At 69.1% G+C, this 17,757-nt stretch carries 16 protein-coding genes; 2 read left to right on the forward strand and 14 right to left on the reverse strand.

What is annotated here, in order from left to right; all coding sequences use genetic code 11:
• Positions 1 to 876, reverse strand: coding sequence for a cation diffusion facilitator family transporter (locus FHS00_RS11850; protein WP_183473676.1), 876 nt, complete (start codon positions 874 to 876; stop codon positions 1 to 3).
• Positions 877 to 880: 4 nt separating this feature from the next.
• The gene (locus FHS00_RS11855; protein WP_183473679.1) at positions 881 to 1,510 is read right to left on the reverse strand and encodes an SH3 domain-containing protein; all 630 of its coding nucleotides are present in this window, start codon (positions 1,508 to 1,510) and stop codon (positions 881 to 883) included.
• 269 nt (positions 1,511 to 1,779) lie between these two features.
• On the opposite strand from FHS00_RS11855, the gene FHS00_RS11860 reads away from it, so the two are divergent.
• Entirely contained in the window at positions 1,780 to 1,980 is a 201-nt protein-coding gene (locus FHS00_RS11860; RefSeq protein ID WP_183473681.1) for a hypothetical protein, read from the forward strand.
• Positions 1,981 to 1,996: 16 nt separating this feature from the next.
• On the opposite strand, the gene FHS00_RS11865 is transcribed toward FHS00_RS11860, so the two are convergent.
• From FHS00_RS11865 to FHS00_RS11880, 4 genes are all read right to left on the reverse strand, one after another.
• The gene (locus FHS00_RS11865; RefSeq protein ID WP_183473684.1) at positions 1,997 to 2,557 is read right to left on the reverse strand and encodes a hypothetical protein; all 561 of its coding nucleotides are present in this window, start codon (positions 2,555 to 2,557) and stop codon (positions 1,997 to 1,999) included.
• A 23-nt stretch (positions 2,558 to 2,580) separates the two neighbouring features.
• Positions 2,581 to 3,393: a 3-methyl-2-oxobutanoate hydroxymethyltransferase gene (panB, locus tag FHS00_RS11870; RefSeq protein ID WP_183473687.1), complete on the reverse strand. Its 813-nt coding sequence runs from the start codon at positions 3,391 to 3,393 to the stop codon at positions 2,581 to 2,583.
• Positions 3,390 to 4,247 carry a pantoate--beta-alanine ligase gene (gene panC, locus FHS00_RS11875; RefSeq protein ID WP_183473690.1) on the reverse strand — a complete coding sequence of 286 codons (858 nt, stop codon included), beginning with the start codon at positions 4,245 to 4,247 and terminating at the stop codon, positions 3,390 to 3,392. Before panC ends, panB begins: the two co-directional genes overlap by 4 nt.
• A gap of 70 nt (positions 4,248 to 4,317) precedes the next feature.
• Positions 4,318 to 4,965 (reverse strand): alpha/beta hydrolase family protein, encoded by a 648-nt coding sequence (locus FHS00_RS11880; RefSeq protein WP_183473693.1) that lies wholly within the window; start codon positions 4,963 to 4,965, stop codon positions 4,318 to 4,320.
• 161 nt (positions 4,966 to 5,126) lie between these two features.
• Between FHS00_RS11880 and FHS00_RS11885 the strand changes: the two genes are divergently transcribed.
• Complete coding sequence (locus FHS00_RS11885) at positions 5,127 to 7,625, forward strand: GcvT family protein (RefSeq protein ID WP_183473696.1); 2,499 nt, start codon at positions 5,127 to 5,129, stop codon at positions 7,623 to 7,625.
• Positions 7,626 to 7,642: 17 nt separating this feature from the next.
• On the opposite strand, the gene FHS00_RS11890 is transcribed toward FHS00_RS11885, so the two are convergent.
• From FHS00_RS11890 to xdhA, 8 genes are all read right to left on the reverse strand, one after another.
• Positions 7,643 to 8,122: a VOC family protein gene (locus tag FHS00_RS11890; protein ID WP_183473699.1), complete on the reverse strand. Its 480-nt coding sequence runs from the start codon at positions 8,120 to 8,122 to the stop codon at positions 7,643 to 7,645.
• 104 nt (positions 8,123 to 8,226) lie between these two features.
• On the reverse strand, positions 8,227 to 9,303 hold the full coding sequence (locus FHS00_RS11895) for a BMP family ABC transporter substrate-binding protein (protein WP_183473702.1): 1,077 nt from the start codon (positions 9,301 to 9,303) through the stop codon (positions 8,227 to 8,229).
• Positions 9,304 to 9,334: 31 nt separating this feature from the next.
• A complete protein-coding gene (locus FHS00_RS11900) occupies positions 9,335 to 10,246 on the reverse strand; it encodes an ABC transporter permease (RefSeq protein WP_085896867.1) in 912 nt (303 codons plus the stop codon).
• A complete protein-coding gene (locus FHS00_RS11905) occupies positions 10,243 to 11,325 on the reverse strand; it encodes an ABC transporter permease subunit (protein ID WP_183473705.1) in 1,083 nt (360 codons plus the stop codon). Before FHS00_RS11905 ends, FHS00_RS11900 begins: the two co-directional genes overlap by 4 nt.
• A 59-nt stretch (positions 11,326 to 11,384) precedes the next feature.
• Positions 11,385 to 12,908, reverse strand: a complete 1,524-nt coding sequence (locus tag FHS00_RS11910; RefSeq protein ID WP_183473708.1) for an ABC transporter ATP-binding protein — start codon at positions 12,906 to 12,908, stop codon at positions 11,385 to 11,387.
• The gene (gene xdhC, locus FHS00_RS11915) at positions 12,905 to 13,834 is read right to left on the reverse strand and encodes a xanthine dehydrogenase accessory protein XdhC (protein WP_183473711.1); all 930 of its coding nucleotides are present in this window, start codon (positions 13,832 to 13,834) and stop codon (positions 12,905 to 12,907) included. The genes FHS00_RS11910 and xdhC overlap by 4 nt, the downstream gene beginning before the upstream one ends.
• Positions 13,831 to 16,233, reverse strand: a complete 2,403-nt coding sequence (xdhB, locus tag FHS00_RS11920) for a xanthine dehydrogenase molybdopterin binding subunit (protein WP_183473714.1) — start codon at positions 16,231 to 16,233, stop codon at positions 13,831 to 13,833. Before xdhB ends, xdhC begins: the two co-directional genes overlap by 4 nt.
• A complete protein-coding gene (gene xdhA / locus FHS00_RS11925) occupies positions 16,230 to 17,714 on the reverse strand; it encodes a xanthine dehydrogenase small subunit (protein WP_183473717.1) in 1,485 nt (494 codons plus the stop codon). The genes xdhB and xdhA overlap by 4 nt, the downstream gene beginning before the upstream one ends.
• Positions 17,715 to 17,757 lie beyond the last annotated feature (43 nt).

The following is a 17,757-nucleotide window of genomic DNA, read 5'->3' on the forward strand; positions in this document are numbered from 1 at the left end:
TCAGACCGGATCCTTGTGGATGATGACGTCGGCGCCGGGATAGCGTGCGAGGATCGCACGCTTCAGCGCGGCACCGATCGCATGCGCCTCGTGCAGGCTCTGGTCGCCGTCGAGCTCGACATGCAGGTTGATGAAGACCCGCCCGCCCGAGCGGCGCGTGCGCAGATCGTGATGGCCACGCACGCCGGGAAAGCCGCGCGCGACCGACTCGATCCCGGCCACCGTTTCGGCATCCACTGCCCGATCCATCAGCGCGTCCCAGGCGGCGCGGCCGATCACCAATGCACCACGCGCCATCAGCAGCGCCGCGCCGATGGCGACGACAGGGTCGACCCATGAGACGCCGAAGCGGCGCGAGGTCCACAGCGCCACGATCGCCCCCAGCGCCGGGACCAGATCGCCCAGATAGTGCAGCGAATCCGCTGCCACGACGCGGTTGCCGGTGGCGCGGGCGACGTGGCGCTGCCAGCCGACCAGCGCCACGGTGAGCACGATCGACAGCCCCATCACCGCGATGCCTGCGCCTTCGCGCACCGGCATCGCGGCAGGCTCGGCCAGGCGATGCGCCGCCGCACCGCCGATCAGCGCTGCCGAGACGAGGATGAACAGGCTCTGGGCCAGCGCCGCGAGGTCCTCGGCGGCGGTATGGCCGAAGGCGTGGTCGTCATCGGCGGGGCGGGCGGCATAGGCGATTGCCGCGAGCGCGCCGAGCGACATCGCCAGGTCGAGGGCCGAATCCGCCAAGGTCGCGGCAACCGACAGCGCGCCTGTCTGGAACAGCGCCCAGAGCTTGGCCGCGATCAGCACCAGCGCCACCGCGACGGATGCCAGTCCGGCCGAGAGATTCAGCCGCTCTTCCGTACCGCGCGCCGTCACCGGCTCAGTCCAGAAGCTCGTCCGGGGCAACCCCCCAGAGCCGCGACTTGGGAGCCCAGCCCTTGTAGCCGCCGGCGCTCAACTCGCACCATTCGGGCCGGCATTCGAGCAGCCGGGCCACCACGCCCCCTTCGATCTGCGCCACGACGGTCGCGTTTTCCTGCGGACGGGAGCGCAGATCCAGAAGCTCGGCGTCGACGATCACCGTCCGCACGCCCGACAGCATCGCGTAATGCATCCAGCCGCCGACCCCTTCGCGGTCGGTGACCCGGCGCCAGTGGCCGTATTCGGCGGTCACCTGCAACGGCATGTCGCGGCGCAGGAACACCCAGTCGATGCGATGCGACAGCGAGGGTCCGCGCCGGACATTGCCGCGATCGGTCGAAAGCGAGACGAAGCGCGGCAGCGGCAGGTTGGTTTCGGGGCCGCGGGTCGGCCCTTCGGGGATCGCGATCTCGCGCGGCGGCGGCGAGGCGGGGGCTTCGGGAGAGGCCGGGGCCGCCGGGGCAGGGGCGGTTGCGACGCCCAGGCCCTCGGGGCGCGGGCGGGGTCGGCTGCCCTCCGTGCTCTGTGCCCAAGCCGGTTGCGCCGCGAGGGCCGCGAGCAGCGTCACGATTCGTCCGAAATGCGTCATGTCAGCCTTGTCCGTCTGGTCCCGATGCCACCGCGCGTCGCGCCCGGCAGGCGCGCGGGGCGCCCGGTTCGGGGACATTGCCATGAAGCCGGAGCCGGGAAAAGTCGCCCCGCACCGGAGCCGGTTCACGAATGGCGTATCCGTGACACGGCCGACCGGCTTGGGCTCCGCGCGTGAGGAGCAGGCGTCGAATCGGACGCGCGGAACGGGAACCGGCACGGCGAAACAGGCGTTAGGCGCGCGATACGGATCAACCCGACGGACCGCATATGAGATACTGGGCCATCGCCTTCAGCCTGCTCGCGCTGCTCTCGGCACTCGCCTGCCTGGGCGCCAACACGCATGACACCCTGTCATTCGCGCGGGTGCTCATGGTGGTGTTTGGCGCGCTGGGTGCCTATGCGGCGGCTTCGCATGCGCTGGCCCGCAACCGTCATCGGCCGCGCCGAGGCGGGCCGATCGAGCTCTGACCGTTCCCCAACGCGATCAGTTGGCGATACGCCGTGTCAGCCGCTGTCCCGGTAGATCCGCGCCCAGCACCTGCGTGCGCGCATCTCGCGCGAAAGCGGTCAGCAGTTCGCGGTAATATCCGCCCGCCGAGTTCGCCACCGCGCCGACCAGCGTGCCGGTGCGGCTTTCGGCGGCTTCACCGGCCAGAACCTGGATCGTGTAGCTGGCGCGCAGCGCCCCGGAAGGATCGAGCACCCGCACCGCGCCCGAAAGCCGCGACTGATCTCGGCCCAGCGCCGTCGAGGTACCGCCCGCGAGGTTGAGGCGCGAAACCTCGACCAGCATCCGCCACTGTCCGCCGCGTCCCAACCGATCCGCGAATTCGCGCTTGAGCGCGGCTTCGAGATCGGGGGCGATCCGGCTGGTATAGTCGCGTGCCGCGCCACTTTCGAAGCCTGCACCCATGGCCGTCACCTCGATACCCGCGAGCTGGAGCTCGGACCGGGCGGCACGCGACAGCGGGTTCGGATCCGGCGCGCCGCAGGCGGCAAGGAGTCCGGCAAGACCGAGGGCGATCAGGTGGCGGCGGTTCGGCATGTCGGCTCCTTCGGGTTGAGATATCAGCGGTATACCTCATCCTCCGTGGGAAAGGCGCGTGACTTCACGTCCTCGGCATAGCGTTTCACCGAATCCTCGATCATCGGGCCGAGCTGGCCATAGACCTTCACAAATTTCGGGGTCCAGGGGTTCAGCCCCAGCATGTCCTCGAGCACGAGGATCTGGCCGTCGCATTCGGCCGATGCCCCGATCCCGATGGTCGGAATGTCGACCGCCTTGGTGATCTTGGCGGCCAGCGGCTCGACCATGCCCTCGAGCACGACGGCGAAGGCCCCGGCCTTGGCCACGGCGCGGGCATCCTCGAGATGCGCCTCCCAGGTCTCCTCGTCGCGGCCTTGGGTCTTGAAGCCGCCCATGACGTGGCTCGACTGCGGCGTCAGGCCGATATGGGCCATCACCGGGATTCCGCGCTCGACGAGAAAGCGGATGGTTTCGGCCATGCGGGCGCCGCCCTCGAGCTTGACCGCGCCGCACTGGGTCTCCTTCATCACCCGGGCGGCGTTCCGGAAGGCCATGGCGGGGCTTTCCTCGTAGCTGCCGAAGGGCATGTCGACGACGATCAGCGCCTTCTTGGTGCCGCGCACCACGGCGCGGCCATGCATGATCATCAGGTCGAGCGAAACGCCGACCGTGCTTTCCATGCCGTGCATCACCATGCCGAGGCTGTCGCCCACGAGGATGAAGTCGGCATGCCGGTCGACGATGGCCGCGGTATGGGCGTGGTAGGAGGTCAGCGAGACGATGGGCTCGCCGCCCTTGCGGCGGGCGATCTGCGGCACGGTGGTGCGGCGGATCGTCTGGGTCTGGGTGCTCATGGGGCGATCTCCCTCTGATCGATCAAGAGGACCTCGCCGAACTGGGCCGAGATCATGATGGCTGCGGGTTCCGACAGCGGTGTGTCGGCCGATTGCGACAGCGGCGCGAGGTCGTGCGGCCGGGCGATGTCGAGGCCAGTGAGCCGGGCGCGCGGCTCGTCGGCGATGGTGGCGCGGATCGCCGCCTCGATCTGCGCCGGGCTGCCGCGCTCGATCGCGAGCCGCTCCGCCCGGTCGAGCGCGCGGTTCAGGACCACCGCGGCGGCGCGGTCCTCGGGCGTCAGCCGGACGTTGCGCGACGACATGGCCAGACCGTCCGCCTCGCGCATGGTCGGCACGCCGACGATGTCGATGCCCATATGCAGATCGATGGTCATGCGGCGGATCACCTGCAGCTGCTGGTAATCCTTCTCGCCGAAATAGGCGGCGTCGGGGCGGGTGATGTTGAACAGCTTGGTGACGACCGTGGCGACGCCCCGGAAATGGCCGGGCCGCACCGCGCCGTGCAGCCGGACGGCAAGGTCGCGGGTCTCGACGATGGTCTCGTCGCCCTCGGGATAGATCTCCTCGGCGCGCGGGATCAGCACGGCGTCGCAGCCCGCCGCTTCGAGCATCGCGAGATCCGCCTCCTCGGTGCGGGGATAGGTCTCGAGATCCTTGGGGTCGCCGAACTGAGTCGGGTTGACGAAGATCGTCGCCACCACCCGGTCATGGTCGCGCCGCGCTGCCGCGATCAGGCTCATATGCCCGGCATGCAGCGCGCCCATCGTGGTCACCAGCCCGACGCTGTGGCCGTCGGCACGAAACGCCGCGACCGCGTCGCGGATGGCGGCGATGGAGCGGCAGATATGCATGATGTCCTCCCAGACCCTGCGCGTCTTTTAAGGGCGGGCGGGAGGCTTCACAACCGTTCAGGGCGCGCGTTCAGACGCTTGGCGGCCATGCCTCGGGAAAGCCCGGGGGCAGGGGGCCTGCCTCGAGCAGCTCGGCATAGCTAGTGATCGAATGCCCTTCCTCGACCTCGACGGCAGGCGGGCTCAGCCAGTGCACCGAGCCGACATGGCGAAAGCCGAAGAAGCGCGGCGGCAGATGGCACAGCGTGTCGTCGGTGCGGCAGATGTTGAGCACGAAGCCTTCGCGCCCGAAATGCGCGCGCCCCAGATGGGTGCGCGGGCTGCCGAAGGAGAGGCTCGGCACGCCGAGCGAGGCACCGACGATCTGCGCCGAGGCGCCGCCCAGCGAATGGCCGATGATGAAGGCGGGCTTCTGCGGCTTGGCGAAGGCGTAGACGATCCGCGCATGTTCGAGGAACCCCGCATGCCAGATCGCGCCGCTGTCGCCCGCTGCCATGCGGAAGCCATGCGCGTCGGGGGCGCGGTCGTGGATGAAATCGAAGTTGAACTCGAACCAGTCCGAGAACTCGTTGGTGCCGGCGATGTAGAGGATCCCGCGCTTGAGCATCGCGGCCTGCACCCCCTTGAGATCGATGGTCTCGACCACGTCCGGCCCGTCCAGCCCGCCATCCATCCTCTCGATGATCCCTGCGGCCTCGCTGACGTCGAGCGTCTTCATGGCGGTCCTCCCTCCGGGTCCGACCATTCAGGCCGCGCGGCCCCTGCCTGTCCAGTCCCGGGCGCGGCTTGTCGCATTCGGCGCGCGAGATGTCGCCCGGCTCCGCGCTTTCGCGGCCAATCGCGCGATGGTGCGGGCAAGGCCAGTCCGGAGTGCGCGCGATGAAGACCCATGTGAAAGCCCTTGTCGTCGGCGGCGGCGCCATCGGCACCTCGATCGCCTATCACCTTGCCAAGGCAGGCTGGCAGGATGTGATGCTGCTTGAGCGCGACGAACTGACATCGGGCTCGACATGGCACGCGGCCGGTCTCCTACCCTATTTCAACATGTCCTACGCGACCACCTGGATCCACGACCACTCGATCAAGCTCTACAAGACGTTGGAAGAAGAGACCGGGCTCGACGCCGGCTTCTTCGTCGTGGGCAACCTGCGCATGGCGCAGTCGAAGGCGCGCATGGACGAATACATGCTCTATGCCTCGACGGCAGAGACGGTCGGCGTGCCGTTCGAATGGATGACGCCCGCGCAGATCAAGGAGCGCTGGCCGCTGGTCCGGACCGAGGATCTCGAAGGCGCGATCTACCACCCCACCGACGGCTACATAAACCCTGCCGACGTCACCATGGCGATGGCCAAGGGTGCCCGGCAAAGGGGCGTCACGATCGAGCGCAAATGGCAGGTCGACGGCTACGAGTGGACCGGCTCGGAATGGCGCGTAACCGTCACCAAGATGGTCGAGAAGGGCGGCAACCTCGTCCCCTCGGACGAGCAACAGGTCATCACCGCGGAGCATGTCGTCACCGCCACCGGCAACCACGCGCAGCGCACCGCGCGGCTTTTGGGCCTCAAGATCCCCGCGATCCCGGTTGAACACCAGTTCATCGTCACCGAGCCCGACCCGGCACTGGTCGAATGGCGCAAAACCAACGAGCAGCACCCGGTTCTGCGCGACGCCGACGCCAAGTGGTACGTGCGCGAAGAGCGCGGCGGCTGGATCCTCGGGCCCTACGAGCGCGGCGCGCCTGCGCGCTTCCCCTATGGCGTGCCCGACAGCTTCCGCGCCGACCTGTTCCCGCTCGATCTCGACCGGATCGAGGAAGAATACATGTCGATGATCCACCGCATCCCGTCCTCGGAGACGGTGGGGCTCAAGGACGATTTCAACGGCCCGATCTGCTACACGCCCGACGGCAACCCGCTGATCGGCCCGGCGCCGGGGCTGCGCAACATGTGGCTGGCCGAGGGTTTCTCCTTCGGCATCACCGCCGCCGGCGGGGCGGGGCATTACCTCGCGCAGCTGATGGTGGAGGGCGAGGCCGAGATCGACATGGCGAGCCTCGACCCCAAGCGGTTCGGCTCGTGGATGACCACCGACTACGCCGTGGCCAAGAACGAGGAGGCCTACGAGCACGTCTACATTCTGCACCACCCCGACGAGGAGCGCCCGGCGGCGCGGCCGCTGCGCACGTCGCCTGCCTATGACCGGCAGAAGGAGAAGGGCGCGCAGTTCGGGCAGGTGAACGGCTGGGAGCGGCCGAACTACTACGGGCCGGTGGGCGCGCCGGAGGGCTTCGACCACGACGCCCGCTCGTTCCGGCGCGGCGGCTGGTGGGAATACGCCGCCGCAGAGGCCAAGGCGATCCGCGAGGGCGTCGGCCTGATCGACGCCACCGCTTTTGCCAAGCACGAGGTGAAGGGGCCGGGCGCGGCGGCCTTCCTCGACTGGTTCACCACCAACAAGCTGCCCAAGGTGGGGCGCATCAACCTCACCTACGCGCTGACCGATGCCGGCACCACGCGCACCGAATACACCATCGTGCGGCTGGCCGAAGACCGGTTCTATCTCGTTTCGGCAGGGGCCTGGAGCGCCTATGACGGCGATTTCCTGAGAAAGGCGGTCGAGGACAAGGAGGCCGAGTTCGGCCGGATCGATGTGCAGGACGTCACCACCCAATGGGGCGTCTTCGCCATCGCCGGGCCGCGCTCGCGCGAGGTGCTGAACCGGCTGGTGCGCGATGCCGACCCGGCGACGGTGCTGTCGAACAAGCGCTTCCCGTGGCTGTCGCACCGCGAGATCGAGCTGGGCATGGTGCCGGTCCGGGCGCTGCGCGTGGCATATACCGGCGAGCTGGGCTGGGAGCTGCATCACCCGATCGAGATGCAGAACCACCTGTGGGACAAGCTCATGGAAGCGGGCGCGGCCTCAGGCATGAAGCTCGTGGGTGCGCGGGCGCAGAACTGGCTGCGGCAGGAGAAGTCCTATCGCGCCTTCGGCACCGAGCTGGGCAGGGATGCGACGCCGCTCGAGGCCGGACTCGACCGTTTCGTCGACCTCTCCAAGGACTTCCACGGCAAGGCGGCGATGGAGGCGCTGGGCACCCGCTCGAAATGCGTGACGCTGCTGATAGACGGACCGGCGGACGCCGATCCGTGGGGCCGCGAGGCGCTCTATGCGGGTGGCGAGAAGGTCGGGCGGCTGACCTCCGGCGGCTGGTCGGCGGCCTTCGGCAAATCCATCGGCATGGGCTACGTGCGCCCCGATCTCGCCGCGCCCGGCACGAAGCTCAAGGTCCGGATGTTCCGCGAGCTGTGGGACGCCGAGGTAACCGAGGACAGCCCCTACGATCCGACCAACGCGACGATCCGGGCCGACGGCTGAAAAGGGAAGGGGCGGCGTCAGCCGCCCTCCCAGGCGCGGCGGAGCGCCGCGAGATCGAGCTTCACCATCTCCATCATCGCCGCCATCAACCGTTTCGACTGCTCCTCGTCGGCGTCGCGCATCATCTGCTCGAAGGGCTCTGGCACCAGTTGCCAGCGCAGGCCGAAGCAGTCCTTCAGCCAGCCGCACTGCATCTCCTCTCCGCCATCCGCGAGCAAGGCGGACCAGAGCCGGTCCAGTTCGGCCTGATCGGCGCAGGGGACCGACAGCGACACGGCCTCGTTGAAGGTGGTGTAGGGCCCGCCGTTCAACGCCTGCATCTCCTGGCCGTCGAGGCTGAACTCGACGAGGACGACGTCGCCCGCCTTGCCGCCGGGCCAGTCCACGGCGCTGGTGTTGCGGGCGGTGACCCGCGAGTTCGGGAACACCGACACGTAGAATTCGGCGGCCTGCTCCGCCTGTCCGTCGTACCACAAGCAGGGTCTGATCTTCGGCATGTCGAATCCTCCTCCGGTGGTAGGATGCCACATCAAGACGCGCCGCCGGGCAAAAAAAGGCCCGCCACGTGGGCGGGCCTTCGCTGGGCTGTCAGGGGCGCCGCTTACTGCGGGATCTCGCCGGTCAGGCCCTCGACGTAGAAGTTCATGCCGGCGAGCGTTGCGTCGTCGGCCACTTCGCCCTCGGCAAGCCAGTCCGAGCCGTCCTGCTTCTTGAGCGGGCCGGTGAAGGGGTGCACTTCGCCCGCGGCGATTGCATCCTTGAGCGCCAGCGCGGCCTCCTTCACCTCGGTGGGCACCGCATCGGTGATCTCGCCGATCTCGACCATGCCAGCATCGATGCCGTCCCAGGTGTCCTTCGACTCCCAGGTGCCGTCGATCACCGCGCCGACGCGGTCGATGTAGTACTGGTTCCAGTTGTCGATGATCGAGCTGACGCGCGGCTTCGGCGCGTAGTCGAGCATGTCCGAGGCCTGGCCGAAGGTGATGACGTCGCCCGCCTCCTGCGCGGCGGCCTGCGGCGCGGTGGAATCGGTGTGCTGCAGGATCACGTCGGCGCCGGCGTCGATCAGCGCCTTGGCGGCCTCGGCTTCCTTGGCCGGGTCGAACCAGGTGTAGGCCCAGACCACGCGGAACTCGACCTCGGGGTTCACCTTCTTAGCCTGGATGTAGGCGGCGTTGATGCCGCGGATCACCTCGGGGATGGGGTAGGAGCCGATATAGCCGATGATGTTGCTCTCGGTCATCTCGCCCGCGATCAGGCCCTGCACCGCGCGGCCCTCGTAGAAGCGGGCGGAGTAGGTCGAGACGTTGTCGGCGCGCTGGTAGCCGGTGGCGTGCTCGAACTTCACGTCCGGAAACTTCTGGGCGACGTTCATCGTCGCTTCCATGAAGCCGAAGGAAGTGGTGAAGATCAGGTCCGCGCCCTGTAGCGCCATCTGGGTCAGCACGCGCTCGGCGTCGGGGCCCTCGGGGACGCTCTCGACATAGACGGTCTCGACCTTGTCGCCGTATTCCTCCTCGACGGCGAGGCGGCCCTGGTCGTGCTGGTAGGTCCAGCCGAGATCGCCCACCGGCCCGACATAGATGAAGCCCACCTTGGTCTTGTCGTCCTGCGCCATCGCCCCGGTGGCGAAGGCTGCGGCGGCGGTGGCACCGAGAAGCACTGTCTTGAAGGTCATGTCGTTGTTCCCTGTTGGTGGATCTTCCGCCTCAGCTCGAGGCGTGGAAGGGGCGGCCGAGCGAGCCGGGCGCACGGCCCGCCCGCAGGATGACGAGAACGAGGATGGTCGCGAGATAGGGCGCCATCTGCAGGTACTCGATCGGGATCTGCACGCCGCCCGAGGCCTGCAGCGCCAGCTGCAGCGCCGTGGCGCCGCCGAACAGCCAGGCGCCCAGCACCAGCCGTCCGGGCCGCCAGCTGGCGAAGACCACGATCGCGAGCGCGATCCAGCCCGCGCCGGCGGTCATCCCTTCGGTCCATTGCGGCACGCGCACGAGGCTCAGATAGGCACCGCCCAGACCGGCGCAGGCGCCGCCGAAGGCGATCGCGGCGAGTCGCAGGCGCACGACCTTGTAGCCCAGCGCATGGGCGGCGTCGTGGTTTTCGCCGACGGCGCGCAGCACCCGGCCGGCGCGGGTCCGGTTCAGGAACAGCCAGACCAGCGCGACGATTAGCAGCGCGATATAGACCATCGCGTCATGGCGGAACATAACCGGCCCGAGAAACGGGATGTCGCGCAGCCCCGGCAAGTAGAGGTCGGGCACCACGGGACCCTTCACGCCGATATAGCCCTGGCCCAGAAGGGCGGAGAGGCCGAGGCCGAACAGCGTCAACGCGAGACCGGTGGCCACCTGGTTGGACAGGAACAGCTGGGTCAGGATCCCGAACACCATCGACAGAAGCGCCCCGCCCAGCGCCGCGCCTGCGAAGCCCAGCCAGGGCGAGCCGGTCGCGGTCGCTACGACGAAGCCGCAGACCGCGCCGGTGATCATCATGCCCTCGACGCCGAGATTGAGCACGCCCGCGCGCTCGACGACCAGCTCGCCGATCGCGGCCAGCAGGATCGGTGTCGAGACGACGATGATCGCCGACAGCAGCAGGATCGGATCGATGTTGCTCATGCCACCGCCCTCCGGCCGAAGCGGAAGCTGAAATTCGTCAGGACGTCGATCGCCAGAAGGAAGAACAGCAGCATGCCTTGGAACATCTGGATTGCGGCGAGCGGCAGGTTCATCTGCAGCTGCGCCAGTTCGCCGCCGATATAGGTGAGCGCCATCAGCAGCCCCGCCAGCAGGATGCCGATCGGATTGAGCCGGCCGAGGAAGGCCACGATGATCGCGGTGAAGCCGTAGCCCACGTTGAAGTCGATGCCGAGCCGGCCCGCCGGGCCCGCCACTTCGAACATCCCGGCGAGACCGGCCAGCGCGCCCGACAGCCCCATGCAGACCACGACCAGCCAGCTCGGGTTGACCCCGCCGAACACCGCGGCGCGCGGGCTCTGGCCGGCCAGCCGCACCCGGAAGCCGAGCTGGTGGCGCGTCATCACCACCTGCCCGACGATCACCGCGACCAGCGCCAGCACGACGCCCCAATGCATGCCGGTGCCCACGATCAGCTCGGGGTTGGCGGCGGAAGGGTATTGCGCGAGGTTGCGCGAGCCGGGAAAGCCCATGCCGTCGGGATTGCGCAGCAGGCCCAGCGCCATCGAGGCCAAGAGCGCCTCGGCAACATAGACCAGCATGAGAGAGACCAGTACCTCGTTGGTGCCGAAGCGGACCCGCAGCAGCGCCGGGATCATCGCCCAGAGCAGACCGCCCAGCGCGCCCGCGAGGGTCATCGCCGGAAAGATCAGCCAGCTTTCGGCTGGGTAAAAGGCGAGGCCGGTGGCGGCGGCGAAGATCGCGCCGAGGATGTACTGCCCCTCGGCGCCGATGTTCCAGATGCCGGCCCGGAAGCCCAGCGACAGCCCGATGGCAATCAGGATCAGCGGCCCGGCCTTCACCAGCAGCTGCGGCCGCGAATAGGAGGCGAAATCGCCGAAGAGCGGATCCCAGAAGATGGTGCGGATCGCCTCGATCGGGTCCTTGCCCAGCAGCGCGAACAGCAGGCCGCCCGCGACCATGGTCAGCGCCACCGCCACGAAGGGCGTGGCCAAGGTCCAGGCGCGGGACGGTTCAGGGCGGCGTTCGAGCCGGATCACGCGTCGATCCCCATGGCGCGCGGCCCCGTCTTCATCACTCCGAAAATACGCAAGATCCCTCAGCCTTCCACCTGTGCCGGGGCCATGTCATGTGCACCCCCCAGCATCATCCCGATCTCGTCGATCCCCAGCCCTGCCATGGGGCGCGGCGCGCTCAGCCGACCGGCATTGAGTGCGGCGAAGCGATCCGAGATCTCCATCAGCTCGTCGAGGTCCTGGCTGATGACGATCAGCGCGGCGCCCGCCTCGGCCAGATCCAGCAGAGCCTGCCGGATGGTCGCCGCGGCGGCGGCGTCGACGCCCCATGTCGGCTGGTTGACGACCAGCACCTCGGGCCGCTGCAGGATCTCGCGCCCGATGACGAATTTCTGCAGGTTGCCGCCCGAGAGCGCGCGCGCCGCCGTGCCGGGGCCCGGCGTGCGCACGTCGAAGCGTTCGATCACCCGCTCGGCGAAGCCGCGGGCCCGGCCCCAGCGCAGGAAGCCGTGCCGCACCAGATCCTCGCGCGGACCGGCGGTCAGCAGCGCGTTCTCGGTCAGGCTCATGTCGGGGGCGGCGGCATGGCCCATCCGCTCCTCGGGGGCGCAGAGAAGCCCCATGCGGCGCCGGGCCGTGACCCCCTCGCGGCCGATCTCGCGCCCCTTGAAGCGGATCATGCCCGGCGCCACGTGCATCTCGCCTGACAGCGCCATTGCCAGTTCGTCCTGGCCGTTGCCGGCGACCCCGCCGATGCCCAGCACCTCCCCGGCGCGCAGTTCCAGATCGATCGCGTGCAGCGCGGTGCCGAAGGCGCGCGGCGCAGGGGCCGAAAGGCCTGCGAGTTCGAGCACGACATCCCCGGTGCGGCCGCCCGCGCGCGACGGCGTGGACAGCGTCGCGCCGACCATCTGCTCGGCCATGTCGCGCGCCGCCGTGGTCTTGGGGTCGCATTTGCCGACCACCTTGCCGTGACGCAGGATCGTGGCGCTGTCGCAGATCGTGCGGATCTCCTCTAGCTTGTGGCTGATATAGAGGATCGAGACCCCTTCCTCGCGCAGCTTGCGCAGGGTCTCGAACAGGATCGCCACCTCCTGCGGGGTCAGCACCGAGGTCGGCTCGTCCATGATCAGCAGCCGCGGCTCCTGCAGGAGGCAGCGGATGATCTCCACGCGCTGCCGTTCGCCAGCCGACAGGTCGCCCACGATCCGGTCGGGATCGAGCGGCAGGCCGTAGGATTGCGAGACTTCGCGGATCTGCGCGGCGAGCCGGTTCAGCGCGGGCGGGTTCTCCATGCCCAGCGCCACGTTCTCGGCCACGCTCATCGCGTCGAAGAGCGAGAAGTGCTGGAACACCATGGCGACGCCCGAGGCACGGGCGGCGCGCGGTTCGGCTGGCGCGAAGGGGGCGCCATCGAGGCGCATGGTCCCGGCATCGGGCTGGACGAGGCCGTAGATCGTCTTGACCAGCGTCGATTTTCCGGCGCCGTTCTCGCCCAGAAGCGCGTGCACTTCGCCCTTGGCGATGTCGAAGGAGACGTCGGCATTGGCCACGACCCCGGGATAGGCCTTGGTCAGGCCGGACAGCTGCAGTAGCGGCGTGCTCATCCGGCGCGGTCCCTCGTCATTCTTTCGTTCCCGCTCCTCAGTAGCGCGGCGGCGACGCCGACGGCAATGGCCTGCGGATCGCGACCCAATGAGGTGTCGCCTATCGGACAGGCTATGCGGGAAATCAAGGCGTTGGCGTGGCCCAGCGCCGAAAGCCGCGGCCGGAAACGCGCCCATTTCGTGGCCGAGCCGATCAGCCCGCAGCTGGCGAAGCCATGGGTGAGAGCGGCGTGGCAGAGCGCGAGATCGAGGTCGTGGTCGCGGGTCAGGATCAGGTGGTCGGCGTCGCGTGGCGCGCGCGACATCAGCGCAGGCGGGGTCGCGGCGGGGATCACCGTGACGCCTTCGGGGACGGCTTCGGGAAAGCAGTCGGGCGCGAGGTCGATCCAGGTGATCGCCCGGCCCGGCAGCGGCGCCATGACCGAGACGACGGCGCGGCCGACATGGCCCGCCCCCCAGACCCAGAGCGCTCGGGCCTCGGGCAGGGGTGCCTCGACGAGCCAGTTCTCGACGATGGCTGGGGCCGCGCCGGCGGGCATGGCGGCAAGCTTGCGCGCGACGGCGGCGGGCATCTCTCCGGCAGGCCCGAGCGGACGGGCCCGGTGCAGGGTCTCGGGCAGTTCGCCTGCCGCGAAGCGTTCCCAGGCCAGCGTGACCGCGCCGCCGCAGCATTGGCGGAGCGCCGGGCCCAGCGGCAGCCGCCGCTGGGCCGTGGCCCGGCCCATGGCCAGCATGTCACGCGCCGTTTCCACCGCTTCGTGTTCCAGCGCGCCGCCGCCTATGGTGCCGGACTGGCCGCCCTGCCAGACCAGCATCGAGGTGCCGGCATCGCGCGGGGCCGATCCGGCGGTCGCGACCACCAGCACCCTGATCACCGGGCCATGCGCGGCAACAGCGGCAGCGAGGGTGTCGCGGTCGAAGCTCACCCCTTTGCCCTCCGAACGGCGGCGAGCACGCGCTCGGCCGTGGCGGGCGCGTCGAGGCGCGGGTAGTTCGGGCCGCAGGCCGAGGCCGCGTGGCTCAGCGCGAGAAAGGCCGAGATACCGAGCATGAAGGGCGGCTCGCCCACCGCCTTGGAACGGTAGATCGTCTGCGCCGGGTTCGGGGCGTCCCACAGATCCACGTGAAACAGGTCCGGCCGGTCGGAGCAGGCGGGAATCTTGTAGGTCGAAGGCGCGTGGGTCCTGAGCGCGCCCTTGTCGTCCCAGACCAGCTCCTCGGTGGTGAGCCAGCCTGCGCCCTGCACGTAGCCGCCCTCGATCTGACCCTTGTCGAGCGCCGGGTTCAGCGAATGGCCCGCATCGTGCAGGATGTCGGTCCGAAGGATGCGGTTCTCGCCGGTGAGCGTGTCGATCGCCACCTCGGTCACGGCGGCGCCGTGGGCGAAGTAGAAGAAGGGCCGGCCCTGGCCCTTGATCCGGTCCCATTTCAGGTCCGGCGTCTTGTAGAAGCCGGTAGCCGACAGGCTGACCCGCGCCTCGTAGGCGAGCTTCACCGCCTGCTCGAAGCTCAAGCTTTCGCCACCGACATGCACCTGGTCATCGGCGAAACGCACCTCGGAGGCGCTGCACTGGTGCAGCCCGGCGAGGAACTCGGCGATCCGGGTCCGGATCGTGTCGCAGGCGGCTTTCGCCGCCATGCCGTTCAGGTCCGAGCCGGAGGAGGCGGCGGTGGCCGAGGTGTTGGGCACCTTGTGGGTATCGGTCGCGGTGATCCGCACCCGCTCGGGCGAGACGCCGAAGCGGGAGGCGGCGACCTGCGCCACCTTGCGGAACAGGCCCTGTCCCATCTCGGTGCCGCCATGGTTCAGGTGGATCGAGCCGTCCTGGTAGACATGCACCAGCGCACCCGCCTGGTTGAGGTGGGTCAGCGTGAAGGAGATGCCGAACTTCACCGGCGAGAAGGCGATGCCGCGCTTGAGGATCGGGTTCTCGGCGTTCCACTGCGCGATGGCCTCGCGACGCGCCTTGTAGTCCGAGGTCTCCAGCAGCCGCTCGGTCATCTCGTGCAGGATGAAGTCGGTGACCTCCATGCCATAGGGCGTGGTGTTGTGCCCCTCTTCCGGCCGGGCTTCACCCGCCGGGAGCTGCGCCTGAGCGCCGCGCGAGGCGAGGTCGGTGTCGCCGTCGGCGGGCAGGGCAGGTGCCGGGTCGTCGTGGTGCTGCGCCTCTTCGTTCAGCGCGCTGGCCGCGCGGTAGTAGTTGCGTTGGCGCACCTCGACCGGGTCGAGGCCCAGCACGTGCGCCACCTCATCCATCACCCGCTCGATGCCCAGCACGCCCTGCGGCCCGCCGAAGCCGCGGAAGGCGGTGGCAGATTGGGTGTTGGTCTTGAGCCGGTGCGAAGTGATCCGCACCGCATCCAGCAGATAGGCGTTGTCGGAATGCAGCATCGCCCGGTCGGCCACCGGCAGCGACAGGTCGAGCGACCAGCCGCAGCGGGTGTAATGGGTGAAGTCGATGCCCAGAACCCGGCCGCTCTCATCGTAGCCTACCTCGTAGTCGACGCGGAAATCATGCCGCTTGCCGGTGATGGTCATGTCGTCGTCGCGGTCGTAGCGCATCCGGCAGGCGCGGCCCGTTTTCGCGGCCATGATTGCGCAGGCGACGGCGAGCGCGTTGCCCTGACTTTCCTTGCCGCCGAAGCCGCCGCCCATGCGGCGACACTCGACCTTCACCGCCGACATCGGCAGGCCGAGCGCGTCGGCCACCTTGTGCTGGATCTCGGTCGGGTGCTGGGTCGAGGAATGGATCGTGACCCCGTCCTCCTGCGGCTGCGCCATCGCGGCCATGCCTTCGAGATAGAAGTGCTCTTGGCCGCCCATCTCGATCCGGCCCTTGAGCTTGCGCGGGGCGTTCGAGATGGCGGTTTCGGCGTCGCCCTTGTACCAGATGCGCGGCCCGTCCTCGAAGCGCGAATTGGCGGCGAGCGCCTGCTCCACGGTGAGGATCGGCTCCTCTTCCTCGTATTCGACCTCTGCCAGCCTAGCGGCCTTGCGCGCGGCGAGATGGCTGTCGGCGGCGACGAGGAAGAGCTGCTGGCCGTGGTAATGCACGGTGCCGTCGGAGAGCAGCGGTTCGTCATGCGCGCTGGGCGAGCAATCGGCGGGCCGGTCGAGATCCGCGGCCGTCAGCACCATGGCGACACCGGGGGCGGCGCGCACCTTGTCGAGGTTCATCGACACGATCCGCCCGCGCGCGATGCGCGACAGGCCGAAGGCGAGATGCAGCGCATGGGCCGGGGCGGGGATGTCGTCGATGTAGCGCGCCTGTCCGGTGACGTGCAGCACCGCGCTGTCATGCGGGAGGGGTTTTCCGACGCTCATGCCCGCACCTCCAGCACGCTGGTCTTTTGGCCCGACACTTCCGCGAAGTAGCGCCGCGCGAGGCCCTGTGCTGCCTCGAGCCGGTATTGCGCGGAGGCGCGCATGTCGGTGAGCGGGGTGAAGTCGTCAGCCAGCGCCGGCAGCGCCGCCTCGACGGTCTCAATGTTCCACGGCTTGCCGGTGAGCGCGGCCTCGAAGGCCTTCGCGCGCTTGGGCGTCGCCGCCATGCCGCCGAAGCCGGTGCGGGCATGCGTGATCGTGCCGTCTTCGACGGTCACGTCGAAGGCGCCGCAGACCGCGGAGATGTCCTGGTCGAAACGCTTGGAGATCTTGTAGACGCGGAAGCGCTCGCGCCCCTCGGGCAGGCTCACCGCCTCGACGAACTCGCCGGGCTGCCGGTCCTGCTTGCCGTAATCGATGAAGAAGTCCTCGAGCGGCAATTCGCGGCGCGCGTCGCCCTTTCGCAGGTGGATCGTGGCGCCCAGCGCGATCAGCGCGGGGGCGTTGTCGCCGATGGGCGAGCCGTTGGCGAGGCTGCCGCCGATCGTCGCGGCGTTGCGCACCTGAACCGAGCCGTAGCGGCGCACCATCTCGGCATAGGAGGGGTAGGGTGCGGCCAGCGCTTCGAGCACCCGCGTCATGGTGACGCCCGCGCTGAAGCGGATCCGGCCATCCGCGCGGGTGATCGTCTTGAGGTCCTCGCAACGATTGAGGAAGGCCGTCTCGGGCAGGGCGCGCAGCCCCTTGGTGACCCACAGCCCGACATCGGTGGCCCCGGCGATCAGCGTGGCGTCGGGGTGGTCGAGATACCACGCGGCCAGTTCGTCGGCGGTCTCGGGGATGAAGCCCGGCGCTTCGGTCAGCGTCGCATCCGTGCCCCGGCCGGTCTCCGGCTCGTAGGGGGCACGGCCTGCCGCGGGCGCGGCGGCGGCATCGGCGCTCCGGGTCGCTGCCCCGCCCGTCTGTGCGGGGGCGAGGGTCTTCAGCTTCTCGCGGTCGCTCTCGATCCATGCGGGCAGGGGCGCGCCCTCGGCGGCTTCGGCGGCACGGATGATCGGCGCGTAGCCGGTGCAGCGGCACAGGTTGCCCGCGAGCTGGTCGTCATGATCGGTGCGGCCCTGCGCATGGGCGGCGGCCATCGCCATTACGAAGCCCGGGGTGCAGAAGCCGCACTGGCTGCCGTGATGCTCGACCATCGCCCGCTGGACGGGGTGCAGCGCGCCGCCTTCGGCCAGCCCTTCGACGGTGCGCACGGCGCGACCGGCAAGCTGCGGCAGGAACAGGATGCAGGCGTTGAGCGCGCGCAAGCCCCCCTCGGGGTCGGTGACGATCACCGTGCAGGCGCCGCAGTCGCCCTCGTTGCAGCCTTCCTTGGTGCCGGTCAGGCCTCTTTGTTCACGCAGGTAATCGAGCAGGCTGCGCGTCGGCGCTCCGCCTGCGCGTACCGTCTCTCCATTGAGAAGAAACGCGATCTCGGTCATCGCTAGATCCGCCGCCTTACCGGATGGGTCCGGGCCGCGTTGC

Source organism: Limimaricola variabilis (genome assembly GCF_014195545.1).
Classification (GTDB): Bacteria; Pseudomonadota; Alphaproteobacteria; order Rhodobacterales; family Rhodobacteraceae; genus Limimaricola; species Limimaricola variabilis.

Bases quoted from the DNA above. Each gene is read 5' to 3' on its own strand.
- FHS00_RS11855 (WP_183473679.1), bottom strand. From the start codon at position 1,510: ATGACGCATTTCGGACGAATCGTGACGCTGCTCGCGGCCCTCGCGGCG.
- FHS00_RS11860 (WP_183473681.1), top strand. From the start codon at position 1,780: ATGAGATACTGGGCCATCGCCTTCAGCCTGCTCGCGCTGCTCTCGGCA.
- FHS00_RS11865 (WP_183473684.1), bottom strand. From the start codon at position 2,557: ATGCCGAACCGCCGCCACCTGATCGCCCTCGGTCTTGCCGGACTCCTT.
- panB (WP_183473687.1), bottom strand. From the start codon at position 3,393: ATGAGCACCCAGACCCAGACGATCCGCCGCACCACCGTGCCGCAGATC.
- panC (WP_183473690.1), bottom strand. From the start codon at position 4,247: ATGCATATCTGCCGCTCCATCGCCGCCATCCGCGACGCGGTCGCGGCG.
- FHS00_RS11880 (WP_183473693.1), bottom strand. From the start codon at position 4,965: ATGAAGACGCTCGACGTCAGCGAGGCCGCAGGGATCATCGAGAGGATG.
- FHS00_RS11885 (WP_183473696.1), top strand. From the start codon at position 5,127: ATGAAGACCCATGTGAAAGCCCTTGTCGTCGGCGGCGGCGCCATCGGC.
- FHS00_RS11890 (WP_183473699.1), bottom strand. From the start codon at position 8,122: ATGCCGAAGATCAGACCCTGCTTGTGGTACGACGGACAGGCGGAGCAG.
- FHS00_RS11895 (WP_183473702.1), bottom strand. From the start codon at position 9,303: ATGACCTTCAAGACAGTGCTTCTCGGTGCCACCGCCGCCGCAGCCTTC.
- FHS00_RS11900 (WP_085896867.1), bottom strand. From the start codon at position 10,246: ATGAGCAACATCGATCCGATCCTGCTGCTGTCGGCGATCATCGTCGTC.
- FHS00_RS11910 (WP_183473708.1), bottom strand. From the start codon at position 12,908: ATGAGCACGCCGCTACTGCAGCTGTCCGGCCTGACCAAGGCCTATCCC.
- xdhB (WP_183473714.1), bottom strand. From the start codon at position 16,233: ATGAGCGTCGGAAAACCCCTCCCGCATGACAGCGCGGTGCTGCACGTC.
- xdhA (WP_183473717.1), bottom strand. From the start codon at position 17,714: ATGACCGAGATCGCGTTTCTTCTCAATGGAGAGACGGTACGCGCAGGC.